The following is a 20415-nucleotide window of genomic DNA, read 5'->3' as shown; positions in this document are numbered from 1 at the left end:
CGCTGGCGGTTCTCTACGCTGTGGCTTACCGAGTGCAGGCAGTCCCACGACCGGTTGCATCGTCGGCTATTCCATTACAAGGAGCCTTATATGTCCACCAAAAAGATCTCGCGCGTTCTCGCCGTTGCTGCCACCGCTCTCGCCGTCGGCGCGGGCGCCGCTTATGCCGCTCAACCCGCCGAGCACGCGCACGGAGGCCCCGGCGGCTGGCATGGCCACTTCATGCAGGAACTGACCCAACTCCACGATCAGCTGAAGCTGAACGCGGATCAGGAAAAGTTGTGGCAAAACGCGCTCGACACGATGAAGCAGAACCGCGAAGCGATGCGCGCCAACCGCAAGCAGGCTCACGACCAGTTCAAGGCCGCGCAGCAGCAGCCGATCCTCGATCTGAACGCGATGGCCGCGACACATCAGCAGATCGAGCAGAAGGACGCGCAACTGCGTCAGCAAACCACCGACGCGTGGCTGAAGTTCTACAACGGCCTGAACGACCAGCAGAAGACCACCGTCAGCACGGCGCTGAAGCAGCGCTTCGCGCGGATGGAACAGCGTCACGAGAAGATGCGCGAGCGCTGGGAGCAGCACAAGGACGCGGCGTCGGCGCAGGCCGTCAAACAGTAAGCGGCGCGATGCATCCGCGAGGCGCGCCAGGAAGCGCGCTTCGCTAATAGAAAAACGCCACGGAAGAGGTTTTCCGTGGCGTTGCTGTTTGGCCCTGCTCGCTGCTCGATTCGCGGGCGGCGCGAATCAACCGCTTGAATCAGCCATTCAACTGACCGAGATCGAACAGCAGCACCTCCGCGTCGTCGCCCTGTTCCAGCGTCACGGTGTCTACATCGCCGAGCTTGGCGGCATCGCCTGCCTCGAGCACCGTGCCGTTCACGCTCAACGTGCCACGTGCAACGTGCACATAGGCGAGGCGCCCCGCCGGCAACGCGAACGTCGCGTGTTCGGCGCCGTCGAACAGTCCCGCGTAGATCGACGCATCCGCATGAATCGTCACCGAGTCGTCGCGGCCGTCGGGCGACGCGATCACGCGCAGGCGACCGCGCTTGCTGTCGGCGTCGAAGTGCTTTTCCTCATAGCCGGGCTGATCGCCCGCGCGGCGCGGAATGATCCAGATCTGCAGCAGATGCGCGAGTTCGTCGCTCGACGCGTTGAACTCGCTATGCTGCACGCCGGTGCCCGCGCTCATGCGCTGCACGTCGCCGGGACGGATCGTCGAGCCGTTGCCCATGCTGTCGCGATGCGCGAGCGCGCCTTCGAGCACATACGTGACGATCTCCATGTCGCGATGCCCATGCGCGCCGAAACCCTGGCCGCCGGCGATGCGGTCTTCGTTGATCACGCGCAGCGGCCCGAAGTGCACGTGCTGCGGGTCGCGGTAGTCGGCGAACGAGAAGCTGTGATACGAGTCGAGCCAGCCGTGGTTGGCATGTCCGCGTTCCGCGGAGCGGCGAATCTCGATCATGGAAAATCTCCCGGTAAGTAATCAATCAGAGCGATGGCGCAAATGTAGGGGCTGCGCGCCCACTTAACAATCGTGCGCGGCCGCACCGGAGCGTTCCATCGATGCATGCAATCGCGCGCTGCCGTCCCGCACTGGCACCTTGGCGCTGTTCGGGTAAAATACCGCGCTTTTCAAGCCACGGGGACCTCCCGCGGGACGTGCGGGCCGCGCCGGCAAGCGTCGCCGGACCAGCGCGCCGCGCCGGACAAACCATCCGCGAAAGGACGACCGGGGCGCTGGCAACAATCGCAGCGGCACGGCAATTTTGACCGCCTAGAATAGCGAGCGTCGGTCCCTGGCAGTCGAAGTGGCAACGAAGGTGGCAGACAGCCGGCAGTAGATTCAAAACAATCCGAGACGAAAGTCCCAAAAGCGCGCGGCAGAAGCTTCAACGTTTCTGCGGCATGTATTGCACAGCGGCACGCTGTGCGCCGAGGATCGCGGCGAGCCAAGCGCTCGTCTGCGACGCGGCGCGACGCTGGCCGCGTCTTTCGCGATGCGCGAGAAGCGCATCGTCAAGGACTATCTATGTTCCTTCAAGGCTACGGCCCGCTGCTCGTCAGCGGCACCTGGCAAACCGTCAAGCTGGCGGTGCTCTCGCTCGTGCTCGCTTTCGTGCTCGGGCTGCTCGGCGCGGCGGCGAAATTGTCGAAGAACCGCCTGTCGAACGGCATCGGCACCGTGTACACGACGCTCGTGCGCGGCGTGCCCGATCTTGTGCTGATGTTGCTGCTGTTCTATAGCATCCAGATCTGGCTGAACAACCTGACCGACGCGCTCGGCTGGGAGCAGATCGACATCGACCCGTTCGTGGCCGGCGTCGCGGTGCTCGGCTTCATCTACGGCGCGTACTTCACCGAGACGTTCCGCGGCGCGTTTCTCGCTGTGCCGCGCGGCCAGCTCGAAGCGGGCGCGGCCTACGGCATGACGAGCTGGCAGGTGTTCTCGCGCGTGATGTTCCCGCAGATGATGCGCTTCGCGCTGCCTGGCATCGGCAACAACTGGCAGGTGATGGTCAAGGCGACCGCGCTCGTGTCGATCATCGGTCTGGCGGACGTCGTCAAGGCCTCGCAGGACGCCGGCAAGGGCACGTTGCGGTTCTTCTTCTTCACGCTGCTCGCGGGAGCGATCTATCTCGTCATCACCACAGTGTCGAACTTCGTGCTGATGTACCTCGAAAAGCGTTACTCGACCGGCGTGCGAAAGGCGGATCTATGATCGAGATCATTCAGCAATATTGGCGCAACTATCTGTTCACCGACGGCTATCGCTTCACCGGTGTCGCGATCACGTTGTGGCTGCTGGTCGTCTCGATCGGCTTGGGCTTCTGTCTGTCGGTGCCGCTCGCGGTCGCGCGCGTGTCGAAGAAGAAATGGCTCGCGGGCCTGGTATGGCTGTACACGTATATCTTCCGCGGCACCCCGCTCTACGTGCAATTGCTGCTGTGCTACACGGGTCTCTACAGCCTCGAGATCATCCGCAACAACGAGCTGACCAACGCGTTCTTCCGCGACGGCATGCATTGCACGCTGCTCGCGTTCACGCTGAACACCTGCGCGTACACCACCGAAATCTTCGCGGGCGCGATCAAGGCGACGCCCTACGGCGAGATCGAAGCGGCGCGCGCGTACGGCATGTCGTCGTTTACGCTGTACCGCCGCGTCATTCTGCCGTCGGCGCTGCGCCGCGCGCTGCCCTACTACAGCAACGAAGTGATCCTGATGCTGCACGCGACCACCGTCGCGTTCACGGCCACGGTGCCGGACATCCTGAAGATCGCGCGCGACGTGAACTCCGCGACGTATCAGTCTTTCAACGCGTTCGGCATCGCCGCACTGCTGTACCTCTGCATTTCTTTCGCGCTCGTGTGGCTGTTCCGCCGCGCCGAGCGTCGCTGGCTCGCCTATCTGCGGCCGCAAGGCAAGTAACTGCGCGTCCATAGGGTCTGCTTACATATGGAACGCACGTGCGAATGCCCGCTATCGGCCGCAGGGCAAGGAGTAAGGAGCGCTGCGTGGCCGCGCCACGTGAGCGACGCGCGACGCCGCCATGCGGCCGATAGCGGGCATTCCCCTGCAATGAAATCCAGGAATGGGTTTGCACGTGCGTTCCATATGTAAGCAGACCCTATACAAGCAAGCTCGTTAAGGATCCTGATGAACCCCAAGAAGCAGAAGCTCTTCGTCGACGAGCTTCACAAAAAGTACGGCGACAACGAAGTCCTCAAGGGCGTGTCGCTGAAAGCCAATGCCGGCGACGTGATCAGCGTGATCGGCTCATCCGGTTCGGGCAAGAGCACGATGCTCCGCTGCATCAACTTCCTGGAACAGCCGAACGCGGGGCGCATTTTCGTCGACGGCGAGGAAGTGCGCACGCAGAGCGCGAAGGACGGCGCGTTGCGCGTGTCGGACCCGAAACAGTTGCAGCGCGTGCGCACGAAGCTTTCGATGGTGTTCCAGCACTTCAACCTGTGGTCGCACATGAATGTGCTCGAGAACATCATCGAGGCGCCAGTGCATGTGCTGGGTCTGAAACGAAAGGAAGCCGAGGATCGCGCGCGCGAATATCTGGAGAAGGTCGGCCTTGCGCCGCGTCTCGAAAAGCAGTATCCGTCCCATCTGTCGGGCGGCCAGCAGCAGCGCGTGGCGATTGCGCGGGCGTTGGCGATGCATCCCGACGTGATGCTGTTCGACGAACCGACGTCCGCGCTCGACCCCGAACTCGTCGGCGAAGTGCTGAAGGTAATGCAGAAGCTCGCCGAGGAAGGCCGCACGATGATCGTCGTCACGCACGAAATGGGCTTCGCGCGTAACGTGTCGAACCACGTGATGTTCCTGCACCAGGGCCGCGTCGAAGAAGAAGGTCGTCCCGACGAAGTGTTCGGCAACACGAAAAGCGAACGTCTGAAGCAATTCCTGTCGGGCAGTCTCAAGTAATAAAATTACCCGCCGCTTATGACGCGGCCGGCATTTCAATGTAGTCGATGTAGTTTTACAAGGCGCTTACGAGCGCCTTTTGCGTTTTCGCCGCCTCCTCCTTCCCGGCCATTCGGTCACCGAAAACCGCCGAAAATCCCACAAAACGGGTCAGCCAAGCCGTTTTTCCGCCCTAACGCGCCGCTTTTGACTCGTCAATAGTGGCAATCCTTAATGCGACCCCTCGCGAGCCGCGATTACCTTGCCACATAAGGCTTTCAGCGATTTCGCGAGGGGCTGCTCCGGGTCCGGGCACACATTCGTATTGCAATTTGGCGACACCGCTTGTGGGCGGTACTAATTTCTTCTGTCAGTCAAAGCTATTTTTGATAAATTAGTAACCAAAGTAGCAAAACTAAGTTGATTAAAAGTAGTTTCACTTCAAAACACAGAGGAGAACCGGTCGGCGAGGGATCGGCATGGCGCAAAGATAGCTCGACGCTACACGCCATGGCAGGAGAATCCCTATCCGCTCGCCACGCTCCCCTGGTACCGCTTTCTGTTCGGGGCTAATCGCGTCCGAACACCACTCGCAGTACTGGGTTTCTTTTTTGACAGGGTATGGAGGAGAAGATGAAGAAAGCTTTGCTCGCTGCTGCGCTGATGTCGGCCGGCGTTGTTGCACACGCTCAGAGCAGCGTCACGCTGTATGGCCGTTTAGATGCAGGTCTCGAGTACATGTCGGGCGTGCCGACCGGCGCTAACGCCAACGGCGCGGCCAACAGCAGCTCGAACCGCTTCAAGGCGGAAAGCGGTGACTGGGGTACCAGCCTGTGGGGCATGAAGGGCGTCGAGGACATCGGCGGCGGCAACAAGGTGCTGTTCCAGTTGGAAGGCTCGTTCAACACGATGACGGGCGCAGGTCCTGGCGGCGGCGGTCTCTTCAATCGCTGGGCAACGGTCGGCTTGTCGAACAGCCAGTACGGTACGTTCACGATGGGCCGCATGCTCTTCATCTCGAACGGCGTGTGGGACTTCGACCCGTTCGGTCAGTCCAACTGGTCGTCGGCATCGCTGGTGCGCGGCCGCAACTGGCCGCAGTCGAGCAACAACTTCGCGTACCAGTCGCCGAAGATCGCAGGCTTTGACTTCTACGGTCAGTACGCGCTGTCGAATGCGACGAGCTGGAACGGCAATGGCTCCACCGGACAAGGTCGCGAAGCCGGCGCGCAGATCACCTACACGACGTCGCTCTTCCAGGTCCGCGGTCTGTACGACGAAATCCGCAACCCGGCGAACGGTCAGTTGTGGGGTGGCCCGGTCGCCAACAACGGCATCAATACGGCTAACACGGCCAACGGCGTATTCGCTGCATCGCGCGAGTACTCGGCTCTGTTGAATGTGTTCCTCGGCCAGTTCAAGATTCAGGCCGCTTACCAGGCAGTGCGTTCGGCAGGTGCAACGGGCGTTCTGCCCGGTCAGCCGACCACGCTCAATCACGAATGGGGCGGTGTGACGTGGCAGGCAACGCCGGCTGCAGCTCTGATCGCGGCGGTCTACCACGTGAACGGCAACAACGGCGCGGGCAATGCGACGATCTACACGGTTGGCGGTTCGTACAACCTGTCGAAGCGCACGCTGCTCGACCTGCAGGCTGCGACGGTGCGCAACAGCCGGAATGCTAACTTCGGTCTGAACGCGAACAATGCGGGCTTCGCCGCTGCAACGGACAACCCGTTGCAAGGCCGCCAGCAAACCGGCGTGTACGCAGGTATCCAGCACTCGTTCTAATCGAACAGTGCGCCCCGAGGGTCATTCCTCGGGGTGTATCACGAGTTTCTTCGAGAGAATCTTTTTCACGCTGCTGCGAGAGGCGCGTATCGGTGCAGTATCCGCAAGGGTATTGCACCGTTTTTTATTCGGCGCACGGTTTTTGCCGTTGCGCGCACCGGGCCGGTGCGTGATTGCGCCGGCTCATACCGCTGCTTCGTTCTCTTCGCCGGTACGGATACGGATCACGCGCTCGACGTCCGAGACGAAGATCTTGCCGTCACCGATCTTGCCGGTCCGCGCCGCGCCGATGATCGCGTCGATCACCTGATCGCACTGGTTGTCCGCCACCACGACTTCGATCTTCACTTTCGGCAGAAAGTCGACCACGTACTCTGCACCACGGTAGAGCTCGGTATGCCCTTTCTGGCGGCCAAAGCCCTTGACCTCGGTAACGGTCAGGCCTGTGAGGCCGACTTCCGCGAGCGCCTCGCGCACTTCGTCGAGTTTGAACGGTTTGATGACTGCGGTGATGCGCTTCATGGCGAACCTCGTCTCTTGATGGGAAGAGTGGAAAGAAAAAGGATGATTTTTATTCTACGCCGCGCCGGATGCATTGCGGCATCCGCGTGCGCGTCGTCTTTCACTCCACCGGCTCGGTATAGCGCGACGTGATCGGATAACGCCAGTCGCGGCCGAACGCGCGATGCGTGACGCGAATCCCGATCGGCGCCTGGCGGCGCTTGTACTCGTTGATCTTGATCAGACGCGTGACGCGCTTCACGTCATCGACCCGATAGCCCGCCGCGATGATCTCCGCGAGCGAACGGTCCTCTTCCATGTACATGCGCATGATCGCGTCGAGTACTTCGTATTCGGGCAGGCTGTCCTGGTCGGTCTGGTTCTCGCGCAGCTCCGCCGACGGCGCGCGCGTCAGAATGCGCTCGGGAATCACCTCGCGCGTCGCAAACGTGGTGGCCGCGTTGCGATAGCGGCACAGCCGGTACACGAGCGTCTTGGCGATGTCCTTGATCACCGCGAAGCCGCCGGCCATGTCACCGTACAGCGTGCAGTAGCCGACCGCCATCTCGCTCTTGTTACCGGTGGTCAGCACGATCGAGCCGAACTTGTTCGACAGCGCCATCAGCAATGTGCCGCGAATGCGCGCCTGAATGTTCTCCTCAGTCGCATCTTCGGCACGGCCCGCGAACTCATCGGCGAGCGAGCCCCGGAACGCGTCGAACATCGGCGCAATCGCGATCTCGTCGTAACGCACGCCGACGCGGCGCGCCATCTCGGCAGCGTCGGTGGTCGAGATGTCGGCCGTGTAGCGCGACGGCATCATCACCGCGCGGACCTTGTCGGCGCCGAGCGCATCGCACGCGACGGCCAGCACAAGCGCCGAATCGACGCCGCCCGAGAGACCGATCAGCGCGCCTGGAAAACCGTTCTTGCCGATGTAGTCGCGCACCCCCGTCACGAGCGCCGCGTACACCTGCGCTTCGAGTGATTGCTCCGGTGCGCGCGCGGCCGGCAGCGGCGTGCCGTTGTCGAATTCGACGATGGCCGTGGCTTCCTCGAACTGCGCGAGCTTCGCGACGAGTTCGCCGTGAGCGTCGAGCACGAACGAACCGCCGTCGAACACCAGCTCGTCCTGCCCGCCGACCATGTTCACGTAGACCATTGGAATACCGGTCTCGCGAATGCGCGCGCGCAGGATGTCGAAGCGTACCGCTTCCTTGTTGAGGTGATAGGGCGAGCCGTTCGGAATCAGCAGCACTTGGGCGCCCGCGGCCTTTGCCATTTGCGCGGCCGACGCATGCCACGCGTCCTCGCAGATCACGACACCGTACTTCACGCCGTCGAGTTCGAACACGAATGGCTGCGGGTCGGAGGCGAAGTAGCGCTTCTCGTCGAACACCTCGGCATTCGGCAGATCCTGCTTGCGGTAGGTGCCCTTCACTTCGCCGTCGACGATCAGCGACGCCGCGTTGAACGTATCGACCGGCGGCACGCCGCGCTCGATCGGCGCGTTTGCATTACCATGGCCGTTCGCCGGCTTGTGCGCGAGGTTGTCCGACCCGTCGCGCAGCGGATGACCGACGATCACATGCAGGCCCGTGAACGGCTTTAACTGCGCGGCGAGATCGGCCAACGCGGCCGCGCTCGCGGTGTAGAACGCGGGGCGCAGCAGCAGGTCTTCGGGCGGATAGCCCGACAGCGCGAGTTCAGGCGCGACCAGCAGCTTCGCACCATCGCTGTGCGCGGCGCGCGCGGCGGCGACGATCTTCGCGACGTTGCCGGCGAAGTCGCCGACGGTGACATTGATTTGAGCAAGAGCGATTCGGGTCTTCATGGCAGGATCGACAGGCAAGCCTTCGCGGCTCGCGGTACCGCGGCTAGATGGCTCGACGGAATTGGACAGACCGGATAAACGAACTCAACGAACGACGTGGCCGCTTCAGCTTCACCGCGCCACGCCGGTCATTGCAAACAGTCACTCAGATTGAACCAGCAACGCATCGATTATCGCACGGGCATTCTGGCATCGCCCTCCGAGGTGGACGCCGCCGAATGGAACGCCCTTCTCGCCGCTCAGCCTCAGCCCACGCCGTTTTTGCGGCACGAGTTTCTGAGCGCGCTGAGCGCGACGCAATGCGCGGTCCCCGACACGGGATGGGCGCCGCAATTCGTCACGCTGACCGACGCGCGCACGGGCAAGCTCGCGGCGGCAGCGCCCGTCTACCTCAAAGGCCACTCGTACGGCGAGTACGTGTTCGACTGGGCCTGGGCCGACGCGTACAAGCGCAACGGCCTGCCCTATTACCCGAAGCTGCTGTGCGCGGTGCCGTTCACGCCGGTGCAGGGCAACCGGCTGCTGTCGACCGATGAGCACGCGTTGCGCCATCTCGCGGCCACGTTGATGGCGTTCGCCGAGCAGGCCGAAGTGTCGTCGCTGCATGTGCTGTTTCCGACGCAACCCGAAGCGGACGCGCTCACCGGGATCGGCATGATGCAACGCGAAGGCGTGCAGTTTCACTGGCTCAACGACGGCTATCGCGACTTCGAAGACTTTCTGTCGACGCTCGAACAGAAGAAACGCAAGAACATCCGCGCCGAACGTCGCAAGGTGCGCGACGCGGGCATCACGATGCGAAGGATCCACGGCGAAGACATCAAGGACGCCGACTGGCGCTTCTTCAGCAAGTGCTATCGGCAAACCTATCGCGAGCATTTTTCGAGTCCGTATCTGAACCTCGATTTCTTCCGGATGATCGGCGCGTCGATGCCCGAGAATCTGCTGCTCGTGATCGCCGAATACGAGGGTAAGCCGATCGCCAGCTCGCTCGTCGTCTATCAGCGCGACGATAAGACCGGCGGCACGCTGTATGGCCGCTACTGGGGCGCGCTCGAACACGTGCCGTGTCTGCACTTCGAAACCGCGTACTATCAGCCGCTCGAATTCTGCATCGAAGCCAAGCTCGGCGCGTTCGAAGGCGGCGCGCAGGGCGAGCACAAGATGGCGCGCGGCTTTCTGCCGACGGTCACGCGCTCGACGCATTGGCTCGCGCATCCGGCGTTCGCCGACGCGGTCGGCCATTTCCTCGACAACGAAAAGAACAGCATCCACGCATACGTGGACGAGCTGCGCGAACACAATCCGTTCAAAGGCTAGCAGCGCGGCTATGGCGTGGTTTCTCTATCTGCTCGAATGCTCGGACGGCAGCGTCTATACCGGCATCGCGACCGATGTCGCTGCTCGCTTCGACAAGCACGTGAGCGGCACGGGCGCGCGTTACACGCGCTCGCGCAAGCCGGTGCGCGTGCTGGCGTCGTTCGAGCTGGCGGACCGGTCGAGCGCGTCGAGCGCCGAGTATTGGGTCAAGCGGCTCACGGCGGCGGATAAGCGCGCGCTGGCGGCCGGCGTGTTCACGCTGCAGTCGGTGTTGCCGGTGGTGGCGGTGAATACCGACGCGCAAGACGGCGACAATTCCGGCTGAGTTGGGCTATCCCCTCGCCTCGCGCATCCTCTCCGTCAACAGCCGATGCACCCGCGCCAGCTCGCCAACCGCGTCCGCTTCGAGCGACGTCAACTGCTCGCGCGCGGGCAAGTCGAGCCACACCGGCCGTAACGTGCGGTTCAACGCGGCCTCGATTGCCGCGCTCATCGCCACGACCCATTCGTCGAGTTCGCCATGCATGTCGCGACGGTTCGCGGTGAGGCGCAACTGCGTCGCGGTGCCGGCCATCCGCCGCAGCAGGCTCAGCACCGTCAGCGCGACGGTATCGGCCATCGAGTCCTCGAGCTTTTCGAGCCGCACCCGGCCTATCGCTTCTTCCGCATTGTTGCTGGTCAGACCCGCGGCGCGGCGCAATTGCTCGATCTCCTTGCCGCTGTGCCGCGGCGCGTCGAGCGACGCGCGCAGGTACGCGAGATTCGCGCGCACCGCGTCGCCGAGATAAACGCGCACGTCGAGCTTCTCGCGCGTCGGCCATAGAACGAACGTCGCGAGCAGCGCGAGCACGCAGCCGAGTACGTTGTTGCCGAGCCGCGTCAGCGCGAACGCCAACTCGTTGGCGCCCGGGGTCGCGAAGTCGGCGACCAGCACGAAAGCCGGCGTCAGGAACAGCACGAACAGGCTGTAGCTGACGGGGCGCAGCGCCATCGTCGCCATCACGAGCGGGAACACCGCGAGCGAGATGCCGAGCGGCGAATGAATCGCATAGCCGATCGCCGCCGCAAGCACGCCGCCGACGATGCTGCCCGCCGCGCGCTCGATGCTGCGCGGCCACGTCGCCGCAATCGACGGCTGCAGGATCAGCAGCGTCGCCATCGTCGCCCAGTAGCCGAACGGCAGACCGAGCGCGCGAATCACGACGAAGCCCGCCGTCGTCGTCACGCCGACACGCGCCGCATGGCGCAAGCCGACCGACTGCCACGACAGGTTCGCCTTCAGCGTCGACCACGCGCGCGCGGTGTAACGCGCGACACACGCGCGCCACGGCTCGACGTGCACCTCGCGCGGTGCGAAATCGACGAGCTCGAAACCGGATAACAGCTTCACCGGTTCGAGCAACGCGCTTTCGAGCCGCTGCGCGAGACGCCGCAGACGTGCCTGCGCAGCGGCGAGACGTTCCCAGCGCGCATCGCCGGTCGCGCTGCCGATGTCGCTGAGCACTGTGCCGATCGCACTCAGCAAGCGCGCCGCGCGTTGCGTGCGGCGCGGATCGTCGGGCACTTTCTCGCCCGCACCCGATACCGCGATCAGATAGGCGAACAACGCTTCGCCGTCGGTCAACAAGCCAAGCAGTGTGTCGTAGACGGCCGCACCGCCCGCTTTCGAAGCGGGCACGCTCGCGAGCGCATCGCGTGAACGTTCGAGCGACGCGCGCGCGTCGGCGCGAAAGCGCGCGGCATGCGTGGTCCATTCGCGCGGCGCGGCGCGTTCGCCAACGAGACGCGCGCTATCGAAGGCGACATCGGCGAGCCGCAGATACACCGCGCGCAACGACGCGCGGCTCGCGCCGAACGGATGAATGCGCCACACGGTCAGGCTCAGCGCGGTCGCGAACAGGCAGCCGACCAGATAGACGCCGAGAAACGCGGCACCCGCGCGAGCGTCGTGCATCGGCCGATCGACCATCACGACGCAGGCGGTCGCCGCGAGGATCGTCACCTGCGACGTGGCCGCGCCCCAGATGCGGCCGAACGCGCCGAGCGTCGCGAACGCGAGCACCGCGAGCGCTGCCAGCGCGTTGCCGGCCGAGGATGCGAAAGCGGTGATGCCGCCGCACAGCGTCGACAGCAGCGCAAAGCTCATCATCGACATGAAGCGCGCGCGGTTCGAGCCGGCCGCATCGGCGAGGCAGGTCCAGAACGCGCCGATCGCCGCCCACGCGAATACCGGATCGTGCAGCAGGTTGCCGAGCGCCAGCATCGCGGTGGACGCGCAGGCCGCTCGCAAGCCCTCCGACAGACTCGCCTCGCTCGCCGCGAACGACACCATCCAGACCGGTCGCTTGCGGTAGATCGCGGTGACGACCGAGTGCAGCCGGGTCGACCGGCGCTGCGATGTCGAGTGGGACTTGCTGCGGTTGAGCATCCGGACAGTGCTTTCTAGAAGTGATGGAAACGCGCGCGCGATGGAGCAGTGAGCCGTGAGCGCGAGGTCGTGCGGCAAATGATACGGGTTTACACCTAAATATAAAAATGCGTTCCGTACATCGTCGTAATGCGTTCAGGTTATGCACGCCAGACGAAGCGTGCGAGACGGAAATGGTGGGCGCTTGTCGCACGGTAGTCGAACGCCGCGCAACCGCATAAGAAAAACCGCGCGGTCCTTGCGGACTCGCGCGGCTTTCGCACGGCATGCAGCGAGCGGGGGAACCGCGGCGCGGCTTACTTCTTGTAGTTCGCCACGCCTTCGCTGATTTCCTTGTGGGCGGCATCAACGTCCGCCCAGCCTTCGACCTTGACCCACTTGCCCTTTTCAAGCGCCTTGTATTGCTCGAAGAAGTGCTTGATCTGGTCCTTCAGGTACGCCGGCACGTCGCCGACCGACTTCAGGTCCGCGGTCATCGGGCAGATCTTGTCGTGCGGCACGGCGATCAGCTTCGCGTCGACGCCCGATTCATCGGTCATTTGCAGCATGCCGAGCGCGCGGGCGCGCACGACCGAGCCTGCCACCAGCGGGAACGGCGTGATCACCAGCACGTCGACCGGGTCGCCGTCGCCCGACAGCGTCTGCGGAATGAAGCCGTAGTTGGCCGGATAGCGCATGCCGGTGCCGATGAAACGGTCGACGACGAGCAGGCCCAGGTCCTTATCGGCTTCGTACTTCACCGGGTCGCTTTGCGCCGGGATTTCGATGATGACGTTGAAATCGTGCGGAAGGTCTTTGCCTGCGGGAACGTGATTGAAGCTCATGAGCGCTCTCTGAAGGGGATGGAAATCGGAAGCCGGCGAACGGCGCGCGGACGGCGGATGCGGACGTGAACTGGGTGCGAACCGCGAACGCGGCGAACCCCGAAAGGCCTTTCGCCCCGAACGACGGGGCCACGCACCGGACCGCGCGGAATGCGCCATTATAGCCAATCGGCAGGTGGCATCCGCGGTTGGATCGGCGCGATAATCGTCTGGCGACTCTCGCTTCCCGTCTCTACCGTTTGGTGTCTCCCCTCGAACCCGCGCCGCCGCACGCCGGCCGCGCGTCATCTTCAAGGAGCATGCATGGAAGAAGCCCGGCATTTCATCGGCGGCGAGTGGTGCGCCGCTTCCGGCGGCGACACGATCGCCGTGCTCGATCCGTCGGACGGCCAGCCGTTCACGCGCATCGCACGCGGCACCGAGGCCGACATCGACACCGCCGTGCACGCGGCGCGCAGCGCGTTCGACGGCGCATGGGGCGCCCTGAGCGCCGCCGAGCGCGGCCGCGTGCTGTACCGGCTTTCGCTGCTGGTGGCCGCGCGCCAGGAAGAGCTCGCGCAGCTCGAAGCGCGCGACACCGGTAAGCCGCTCAGACAGGCGCGCGCCGACGCCGCCGCCCTCACCCGTTATTTCGAGTTCTACGCCGGCGCGGCCGACAAGCTTCACGGCGAGACCTTGCCCTACCACGCCGGCTATACGGTGCTGACGATCCGCGAGCCGCACGGCGTGACCGGCCACATCGTGCCGTGGAACTATCCGATGCAGATTGTCGGGCGCAGCGTCGGCGCGGCGCTCGCGGCCGGCAACGCGTGCGTCGTCAAACCGGCCGAGGACGCGTGCCTGTCGGTGCTGCGTGTCGCCGAGCTCGCCGCCGAAGCCGGCCTGCCGGCTGGCGCGCTCAATATCGTGACCGGCTATGGGCACGAAGCGGGCGCCGCGCTGGCGCGTCATCCGGGCATCGATCACATCTCGTTCACGGGTTCGCCCGAAACCGGCAAGCTCGTCACGCAGATGGCGGCCGAGAACCACGTGCCGGTCACGCTCGAACTCGGCGGCAAGTCGCCGCAAATCGTGTTCGCCGACGCCGATCTCGACGCCGCGCTGCCGGTGCTGATTGCCGCGATCGTGCAAAACGCCGGGCAAACCTGCTCGGCGGGTAGCCGCGTGCTGATCGACCAGGCCATTTACGAGCCGCTGCTCGACAGGCTCAGCAGCGCGTTTCAGGGGCTGCGCGTCGGGCCATCGACTGCCGATCTCGACTGCGGACCGCTGATCAGCGCGAAACAGCAGCAGCGCGTATGGGACTTTCTGTCCGATGCGCAGCATGACGGCATCGCCATGGCCGCGCACGGCGAAGTGATTCCCGAAGCGCCTGAAAGCGGCTTTTATCAGGCGCCGAGCTTGCTGCGCGACGTGCCCGCGACTCACCGGCTCGCGCGCGACGAAGTATTCGGTCCGGTGCTCGCCGCGATGTCGTTCCGCGACGAAGACGAAGCGCGCGCGCTCGCGAACGGCACGCAGTTCGGGCTCGTCGCCGGCATCTGGACACGCGATGGCGCGCGCCAGATGCGGCTCGCGCGACGCCTGCGCTCGGGCCAGGTGTTCATCAACAACTATGGCGCGGGCGGCGGCGTCGAGTTGCCGTTCGGCGGCGTCAAGCATTCGGGGCATGGTCGCGAGAAAGGCTTCGAGGCGCTGTATGGCTTTACGGTGCTGAAGACGATTGCGATCCGGCACGGCTAGCGGATCCGGCGAACGCATCGCTCTATCCATCACAAGCAACAGGAGACATCATGCGCTTGACAGGTAAAACGGCCATCGTCACGGGCGGCGGTTCGGGTTTCGGCGAGGGCATCGCAAAGACCTTTGCGCGCGAAGGCGCGAACGTCGTGGTGAACGATCTCAATGGTCCGGCCGCCGAACGCGTGGCGAGCGAGATCGCGATGGCGGGTGGCAAGGCGATCGCGGTGCCCGGCGACGTCGCGCAACGCGACGACTGGGGAACGTTGCGCGAGGCCGCCCTCGAAGATTTCGGCAGCGTGCAGATCGTCGTCAACAACGCGGGCACCACGCATCGCAACAAGCCGGTGCTCGACGTGACCGAGGCCGAGTTCGACCGCGTCTATGCGGTAAACGTGAAGAGCATCTACTGGAGTGTGCAGGCGTTCGTGCCGTATTTCCGCGAGCAAGGCGGCGGCAGCTTCATCAACATCGCGTCGACGGCGGGCGTGCGGCCGCGGCCGGGGCTCGTCTGGTACAACGGCAGCAAAGGCGCGGTGATCATCGCGAGCAAGTCGCTCGCGGTCGAACTCGGGCCGGAGCGGATACGGGTGAACTGCGTGAATCCGGTGATCGGTGAGACCGCGCTGCTGTCCGAATTCATGGGCGTCGAGGACACGCCGCACAATCGGCAGAAGTTTCTGGCGGGGATTCCGCTCGGGCGGTTTTCGACGCCGCAGGATATTGCGAATGCGGCGCTGTATCTGGCCTCGGATGAGGCGGAGTTCATTACCGGCGTGTGCCTCGAAGTGGATGGGGGACGCTGCGTATAGCGGTGAGTGATGCGCCGCGCACGCGATGCGTGCGCAGTCAGTGTTTTCCCCCAATATCGATTCATCGTGCAAAAGGCCTGGCGCGGCTAGAATCGATCGGCGGCGGCACTTCAATTCCATAAAAACGAGGAGACACAGTCATGGCTAGTCCCGCAGATCCGCTCCACCATCCCGGCGCTGGCGCGCCCCCTTCGACGTTCGAACAAGCGACCTACCGCAAGGTCACGTGGCGGCTCGCGCCGCTTCTGATGCTCTGCTACATCGTCGCGTATCTGGACCGCGTCAACGTCGGCTTCGCGAAGTTGGGGATGAGCACCGACCTCGGCTTGAGCGATGCGGTGTACGGCTTCGGCGCGGGGATTTTCTTTATCGGCTATTTCATCTTCGAAGTGCCGAGCAACGTGATCCTGCACAAGGTCGGCGCGCGCGTGTGGATCGCGCGGATCATGATTTCGTGGGGCGTGATCTCGATGCTGACGATGTTCGTCACCACACCGACGATGTTCTACGTGATGCGCTTTCTGCTCGGTCTTGCCGAGGCGGGGTTCTTTCCTGGCATCATTTTGTATCTCACCTACTGGTATCCGGCGCATCGGCGCGGGCGGATGACGACCTGGTTTATGACGGCGATCGCGTTGTCAGGTGTGATTGGTGGGCCTGTCTCGGGTTACATCCTGAAGAACTTTCACGGCGTGAATGGGTGGCATGGGTGGCAGTGGCTGTTTCTGCTCGAAGGGGTGCCGTCGGTGCTCGTTGGGATCATCGTGTTCGTGATGCTCGATGATCGGATTTCGAAGGCGAAGTGGCTCACGCGCGAAGAGCAGCAGTTGCTCGAGAGTCAGGTGTCGGCCGAAGAAGCGACCAAGCACGATATGCCGATTCGGCAAGTGCTCACTAGCGGGCGGGTGTTGATGTTGAGCCTCACCTATTTCTCGTTTGTGATGGGGCTTTATGGGGTGAGCTTCTGGTTGCCGACGATTATCAAATCTACCGGCGTCACCGACACGTTTGTGATCGGCTTGCTGTCGGCGGTGCCGTTTGCGGCGGCTGTCGTGGCGATGGTGTGTGTTGCGCGAAGTGCGGATCGGTCGCGCGAGCGCAGGTGGCATATAGCCTTGCCGGCGTTTGCCGGGGCTGTTGGGCTCGTGCTTTCCGTCGTTTGGACGCATAACACCGTGCTTGCCATGGCGGGGTTGACGCTGGCTACCATGGGGATTCTTACTACCCTGCCGTTGTTTTGGAGTTTGCCGACGGCGATTCTGGCGGGCACCGGCGCCGCCGCCGGCATTGCGATGATCAATTCGATCGGCAATCTTGCGGGTTTCCTTAGTCCTTATGCCGTGGGATGGTTGAAGCAGGTTACGGCGGCTAATGATTCGGGAATGTACATGTTGGCGGCGTTTATGGTACTCGGCGGATTGCTGGCTATCAGCGTGCCGGCGTCAATGGTTAACAAATAAAAGCGAAATAAGAGCGAAATAAAAGCGCGCCTTCTGATCGCGGAGTATGTCATGGGAAGCGCATTCAAACGTCGCTTCAAACTGTTTATCCAGCGTTTCTGGCAGCCGACTAGCGCGTGCATGACCTGTATGCCGGGAAGCTGGGGCAACATCATGAGCCTTACTCATTGGACGATCGCATTCAAAACCGGCCTGCTCACCGGTGTGCTGGCCGTGCTGCTCACCTTCACGCCAGCGGCGAAGTGGTACGGGAATCGCTACGGCAACGCACTGCTCGTCGGCTGTCTGACCGTGATCGGCGACGCCTACTCTCACATTGGCCACTATCGCGTTCATGCTCTCGAACACATTGCGACCGGAGTGATGTCAGGACTGTTTGCGCTCGCTGCGTCGTACCTGTTCGAGGACCGCGCGCGCCGGGTACGTACGGCATGGTCGCGCTGGTTCGGGTGATTGGACTTTGGGCCCCACACAACGCCCGACTTGCGCCTGTCGATTTGCCCCGCGATCATTCGTCGTGGTCACGCGAGGCGCCTTTGCCTCCGAACGATAGCTCTTCAAAGGAGAAACCGAATGCGTGTAATGGTCATCATCAAGGCAACGCCGGAGTCCGAAGCCGGGCAAATGCCGAGCATGGAACTCATCGCGGCGATGGGCAAATACAACGAGGAACTCGTGAAGGCTGGGATCATGCAAGGCGGCGACGGGCTCAAACCGAGTTCGGCAGGCGCGCGGGTGAGGTTTTCAGGGAAAGACCGAACCGTCGTTGACGGTCCATTTGCCGAAGTCAAGGAATTGATCGCGGGATACTGGCTCTGGCAGGTTCAATCGATGGACGAAGCGATCGAATGGGTGAAGCGTTGTCCGAATCCAATGGTGAGTGATTCGGAGATCGAGATCCGGCCTTTGTTCGAAGCTGCGGACTTCGGCGAGGCCTTTACGCCTGAACTTCAAGAGCAGGAAAAGCGCCTGCGACGACAGATTGACGGGCAGACCCGCTAACACGATTCATCACGCTTGCCCGAGGCGATCGTCGCCGCCCGGCGGCCGCCGCTGTCGGCTGCGAATTCAGCCAGTCGACAGCGGGCCGAAGATCGTCGACAATTTGATGCCACGCATCAATGAGTGGGAACTGGCGATGACGGTCTTTGGGACTTTGAAAAGCATCCCTGGATTGCCGAGTGAAATCAAGTGAAGAAACGCGCGAATTCGAATCCCGTTGGCCTGCTTGCCGCGGTTCAGGAATGAGCGCGGCAGTGCCGATAGTCGTTGAGTCGCATGGGCCAAGCTCGTAGCGGTTTTCGGCGTTGCGATTGGCGCAGAGCGAATAGATGTGAAAAAGGGCAAAACCAGGATTCTTGCGAGGGCAGTTGGCATGGGCGAGGCGGATTCTCAAGCTTGGCCCGGCCAGGCGGTGTTTGGCGCGTTTCCGCAGAACCCCGAGAAGGAACAGGCGATACTGCGTATATCACTGGGAGCACTCGTTCTTCTCGCATATCTGGCTGCCACCTCCATTTATCACTCGAAGAGCGCCTATGCGACGCTGGCGACGGTCGCTTTTTATGTGATGTTCGGAATCGTCACGTACGTCACTGCGACGATGGCGCCAGCGCGCTCACACCTCCGATTAACCCTCACCACGCTCGTCGATCAGGCAACGGTGACGACGGCCCTGGCGGTAGGTGGTCAGGCCGCGCTTCCACTGCTGTGGGTCGTTTTCTGGTTCCTGGTCGGCGCCGGCTGCCGTTACGGCCGACGAATGCTCGGACTGTCGTGTGCGGTGGCGGTTGCCGGCCTCGTCGGCCTGATGCATTGGCAACCGTGGTGGCGGACCAACATCACGGCCGGCCTCGGCGTGACGTTTAGCGTCGCGGCGACGTCGCTGTACCTGGCGGTGCTCGTATACCGACTCGAAAAACAAGGTGCGACCGACCCGCTGACGGGGCTGAACAATCGCGTCCGGCTCGAGCAGGCGATTGCCCGGACGCGGGTCGCTCGAGGCGCCGCGGCGGATCACACTGCGTTGTTTCTGATCGACCTCGACGGTTTCAAAGAAGTGAACGATACCCACGGGCACGCAGTGGGGGACGAATTGCTACGGAGTTTCGCCACAGCGCTGGCAGGCCGGATGCGCCGCGGCGACACGCCCGCTCGATTGGGCGGCGATGAATTCGTAGTCCTCGCCCACCACGTACACGGTAGAGAAGGCGCGCGAAAAATTGCCGACGGTATTCATGCCATCCTGAGCGACGTGCGCACCGTTGGCGGACATCCGGTCGCGGTTTCCGCCAGCATCGGAGTGTGCATGCTGGCGGAACGCACCGAAGGCGGTGGTCTTGATGCCCGAACATTGATACGCGCCGCTGATTGCGCCATGTACCGGGCGAAATCGCTCGGTGCGGGTCGCACAGCGTTTGCGGACGCAACCGTGATGCAGCCGGCAGCGACGTGAGCGTGCAACGCCATCCGGATCGATGACAGCTCCCATTTGCGAGGCACGGCAATGAAGGTAACGATCGCGTACATCGAAGAACCTCCGTTCGGTTGGACGCAAGCGGATCGGGCTGCTACCGGTGCTGACATTGATCTGGCCGATGCCGTCCTGCGGGCGATCGGTGTCACCCGGATCGAGCATCGGCTGACGACGTTCAGCGAACTGCTGGCCGGCGTCGAAGCCGGCCGCTGGGATATGAACGTTCCGCTCTTCGTTACGCCCGAACGCGCCCATCTGGTGGCGTTCAGCTTGCCCGTATGGGCGATCGGAGATGGCTTCCTGGTTCGGGCCGGCAATCCGAAAGCGCTCGGCAGCTATGCGTCGCTCGCCGGACGCCGCGACGCGCGCCTTGGTGTCATTGCCGGCCAGGTGCAACACGACTCGGCGAGAGCGTCAGGCGTAGGCGACGACCAGATAGTCATCTTCGAGCATCAGGCCGATGCTATCGAAGCGGTTCGCTCGGGAGCGATCGATGCGTATGCGAGCACCGCCTTGGGAATCGCATACTTGCGGACCGTAACGGCGGCTCGGTGCTAGAGGCGGTCGAACATGAACCCCGAGCGAATGGCAAACAGCAGAATCTTCCGCTCGGCGCTTTCTCGTTTAACAAGAGAAACAGCGATCTGCTCGACGCGGTGAACCGGCAACTTCGCATCTATCTGGGCTCGCCAAACCACCGCGCCCGCATGGCGGGATTCGGGCTCACACGTAACGAGATCGATCCTGCTCTCGAGCGTTGAATTGTGGCGTGCGACCGATACTCGGCCGCCTGCAACTTCCGAG

Annotated in this window: 19 protein-coding genes and 1 pseudogene; 14 read left to right on the top strand and 6 right to left on the bottom strand. The window is 63.2% G+C overall.

From position 1 onward, the window contains the following. Positions 1-90 precede the first annotated feature (90 nt). Complete coding sequence (locus BJG93_RS03990) at positions 91-624, top strand: periplasmic heavy metal sensor (protein ID WP_027197053.1); 534 nt, start codon at positions 91-93, stop codon at positions 622-624. 139 nt (positions 625-763) lie between these two features. Here the strand turns inward: BJG93_RS03990 and BJG93_RS03985 are convergent, their stop codons facing one another. Beyond that, on the bottom strand, positions 764-1474 hold the full coding sequence (locus BJG93_RS03985) for a pirin family protein (RefSeq protein ID WP_027197052.1): 711 nt from the start codon (positions 1472-1474) through the stop codon (positions 764-766). Positions 1475-2041: 567 nt separating this feature from the next. Here BJG93_RS03985 and BJG93_RS03980 point away from each other — a divergent pair. The 4 genes from BJG93_RS03980 (at position 2042) to BJG93_RS03965 (ending at position 6219) form a co-directional block, all read left to right on the top strand. Then, entirely contained in the window at positions 2042-2731 is a 690-nt protein-coding gene (locus tag BJG93_RS03980; protein WP_027197051.1) for an ABC transporter permease, read from the top strand. Then, positions 2728-3441, top strand: a complete 714-nt coding sequence (locus BJG93_RS03975; RefSeq protein WP_018419774.1) for an ABC transporter permease — start codon at positions 2728-2730, stop codon at positions 3439-3441. Before BJG93_RS03980 ends, BJG93_RS03975 begins: the two co-directional genes overlap by 4 nt. A 228-nt stretch (positions 3442-3669) precedes the next feature. Next, a complete protein-coding gene (locus BJG93_RS03970; protein ID WP_027197050.1) occupies positions 3670-4449 on the top strand; it encodes an ABC transporter ATP-binding protein in 780 nt (259 codons plus the stop codon). A 612-nt stretch (positions 4450-5061) separates the two neighbouring features. Further along, on the top strand, positions 5062-6219 hold the full coding sequence (locus BJG93_RS03965) for a porin (RefSeq protein ID WP_027197049.1): 1158 nt from the start codon (positions 5062-5064) through the stop codon (positions 6217-6219). 183 nt (positions 6220-6402) lie between these two features. Here BJG93_RS03965 and glnK read toward each other — a convergent pair whose 3' ends face one another. Both glnK and BJG93_RS03955 read right to left on the bottom strand, forming a co-directional pair. Beyond that, positions 6403-6741 (bottom strand): P-II family nitrogen regulator, encoded by a 339-nt coding sequence (gene glnK, locus BJG93_RS03960; RefSeq protein ID WP_018419771.1) that lies wholly within the window; start codon positions 6739-6741, stop codon positions 6403-6405. Between the two features lie 100 nt (positions 6742-6841). After that, complete coding sequence (locus BJG93_RS03955; RefSeq protein ID WP_027197048.1) at positions 6842-8554, bottom strand: NAD+ synthase; 1713 nt, start codon at positions 8552-8554, stop codon at positions 6842-6844. A gap of 150 nt (positions 8555-8704) precedes the next feature. Between BJG93_RS03955 and BJG93_RS03950 the strand changes: the two genes are divergently transcribed. After that, positions 8705-9874, top strand: coding sequence for a GNAT family N-acetyltransferase (locus tag BJG93_RS03950; protein ID WP_027197047.1), 1170 nt, complete (start codon positions 8705-8707; stop codon positions 9872-9874). A gap of 10 nt (positions 9875-9884) precedes the next feature. Further along, positions 9885-10199, top strand: coding sequence for a GIY-YIG nuclease family protein (locus BJG93_RS03945; RefSeq protein ID WP_027197046.1), 315 nt, complete (start codon positions 9885-9887; stop codon positions 10197-10199). A gap of 6 nt (positions 10200-10205) precedes the next feature. On the opposite strand, the gene BJG93_RS03940 is transcribed toward BJG93_RS03945, so the two are convergent. Both BJG93_RS03940 and ppa read right to left on the bottom strand, forming a co-directional pair. Next, positions 10206-12302, bottom strand: a complete 2097-nt coding sequence (locus BJG93_RS03940) for an FUSC family protein (protein ID WP_027197045.1) — start codon at positions 12300-12302, stop codon at positions 10206-10208. A 296-nt stretch (positions 12303-12598) separates the two neighbouring features. After that, positions 12599-13126: an inorganic diphosphatase gene (gene ppa / locus BJG93_RS03935; protein ID WP_027197044.1), complete on the bottom strand. Its 528-nt coding sequence runs from the start codon at positions 13124-13126 to the stop codon at positions 12599-12601. Between the two features lie 303 nt (positions 13127-13429). Between ppa and BJG93_RS03930 the strand changes: the two genes are divergently transcribed. The 5 genes from BJG93_RS03930 to BJG93_RS03910 all read left to right on the top strand — a co-directional run bounded on the left by BJG93_RS03930 (position 13430) and on the right by BJG93_RS03910 (position 18140). Beyond that, positions 13430-14869 (top strand): aldehyde dehydrogenase family protein, encoded by a 1440-nt coding sequence (locus BJG93_RS03930; protein ID WP_027197043.1) that lies wholly within the window; start codon positions 13430-13432, stop codon positions 14867-14869. Between the two features lie 50 nt (positions 14870-14919). Continuing rightward, complete coding sequence (locus BJG93_RS03925) at positions 14920-15678, top strand: SDR family oxidoreductase (RefSeq protein ID WP_027197042.1); 759 nt, start codon at positions 14920-14922, stop codon at positions 15676-15678. A gap of 140 nt (positions 15679-15818) precedes the next feature. Continuing rightward, entirely contained in the window at positions 15819-17138 is a 1320-nt protein-coding gene (locus BJG93_RS03920) for an MFS transporter (RefSeq protein WP_027197041.1), read from the top strand. A 51-nt stretch (positions 17139-17189) separates the two neighbouring features. Further along, a complete protein-coding gene (locus BJG93_RS03915) occupies positions 17190-17591 on the top strand; it encodes a hypothetical protein (protein WP_027197040.1) in 402 nt (133 codons plus the stop codon). Between the two features lie 120 nt (positions 17592-17711). After that, positions 17712-18140: a YciI family protein gene (locus tag BJG93_RS03910; RefSeq protein WP_027197039.1), complete on the top strand. Its 429-nt coding sequence runs from the start codon at positions 17712-17714 to the stop codon at positions 18138-18140. A 66-nt stretch (positions 18141-18206) separates the two neighbouring features. On the opposite strand, the gene BJG93_RS03905 is transcribed toward BJG93_RS03910, so the two are convergent. Next, positions 18207-18425 (bottom strand): hypothetical protein, encoded by a 219-nt coding sequence (locus BJG93_RS03905; RefSeq protein WP_154671810.1) that lies wholly within the window; start codon positions 18423-18425, stop codon positions 18207-18209. Between the two features lie 46 nt (positions 18426-18471). On the opposite strand from BJG93_RS03905, the gene BJG93_RS03900 reads away from it, so the two are divergent. Beyond that, the gene (locus tag BJG93_RS03900; RefSeq protein ID WP_322786950.1) at positions 18472-19590 is read left to right on the top strand and encodes a GGDEF domain-containing protein; all 1119 of its coding nucleotides are present in this window, start codon (positions 18472-18474) and stop codon (positions 19588-19590) included. 51 nt (positions 19591-19641) lie between these two features. Further along, positions 19642-20372, top strand: a pseudogene (locus tag BJG93_RS03895) (transporter substrate-binding domain-containing protein). The last annotated feature ends 43 nt before the right edge of the window (positions 20373-20415 follow it).

This window comes from Paraburkholderia sprentiae WSM5005 (genome assembly GCF_001865575.2).
Taxonomy (GTDB): Bacteria; Pseudomonadota; Gammaproteobacteria; order Burkholderiales; family Burkholderiaceae; genus Paraburkholderia; species Paraburkholderia sprentiae.
This window is presented reverse-complemented; position numbering and strand designations above follow the sequence as displayed.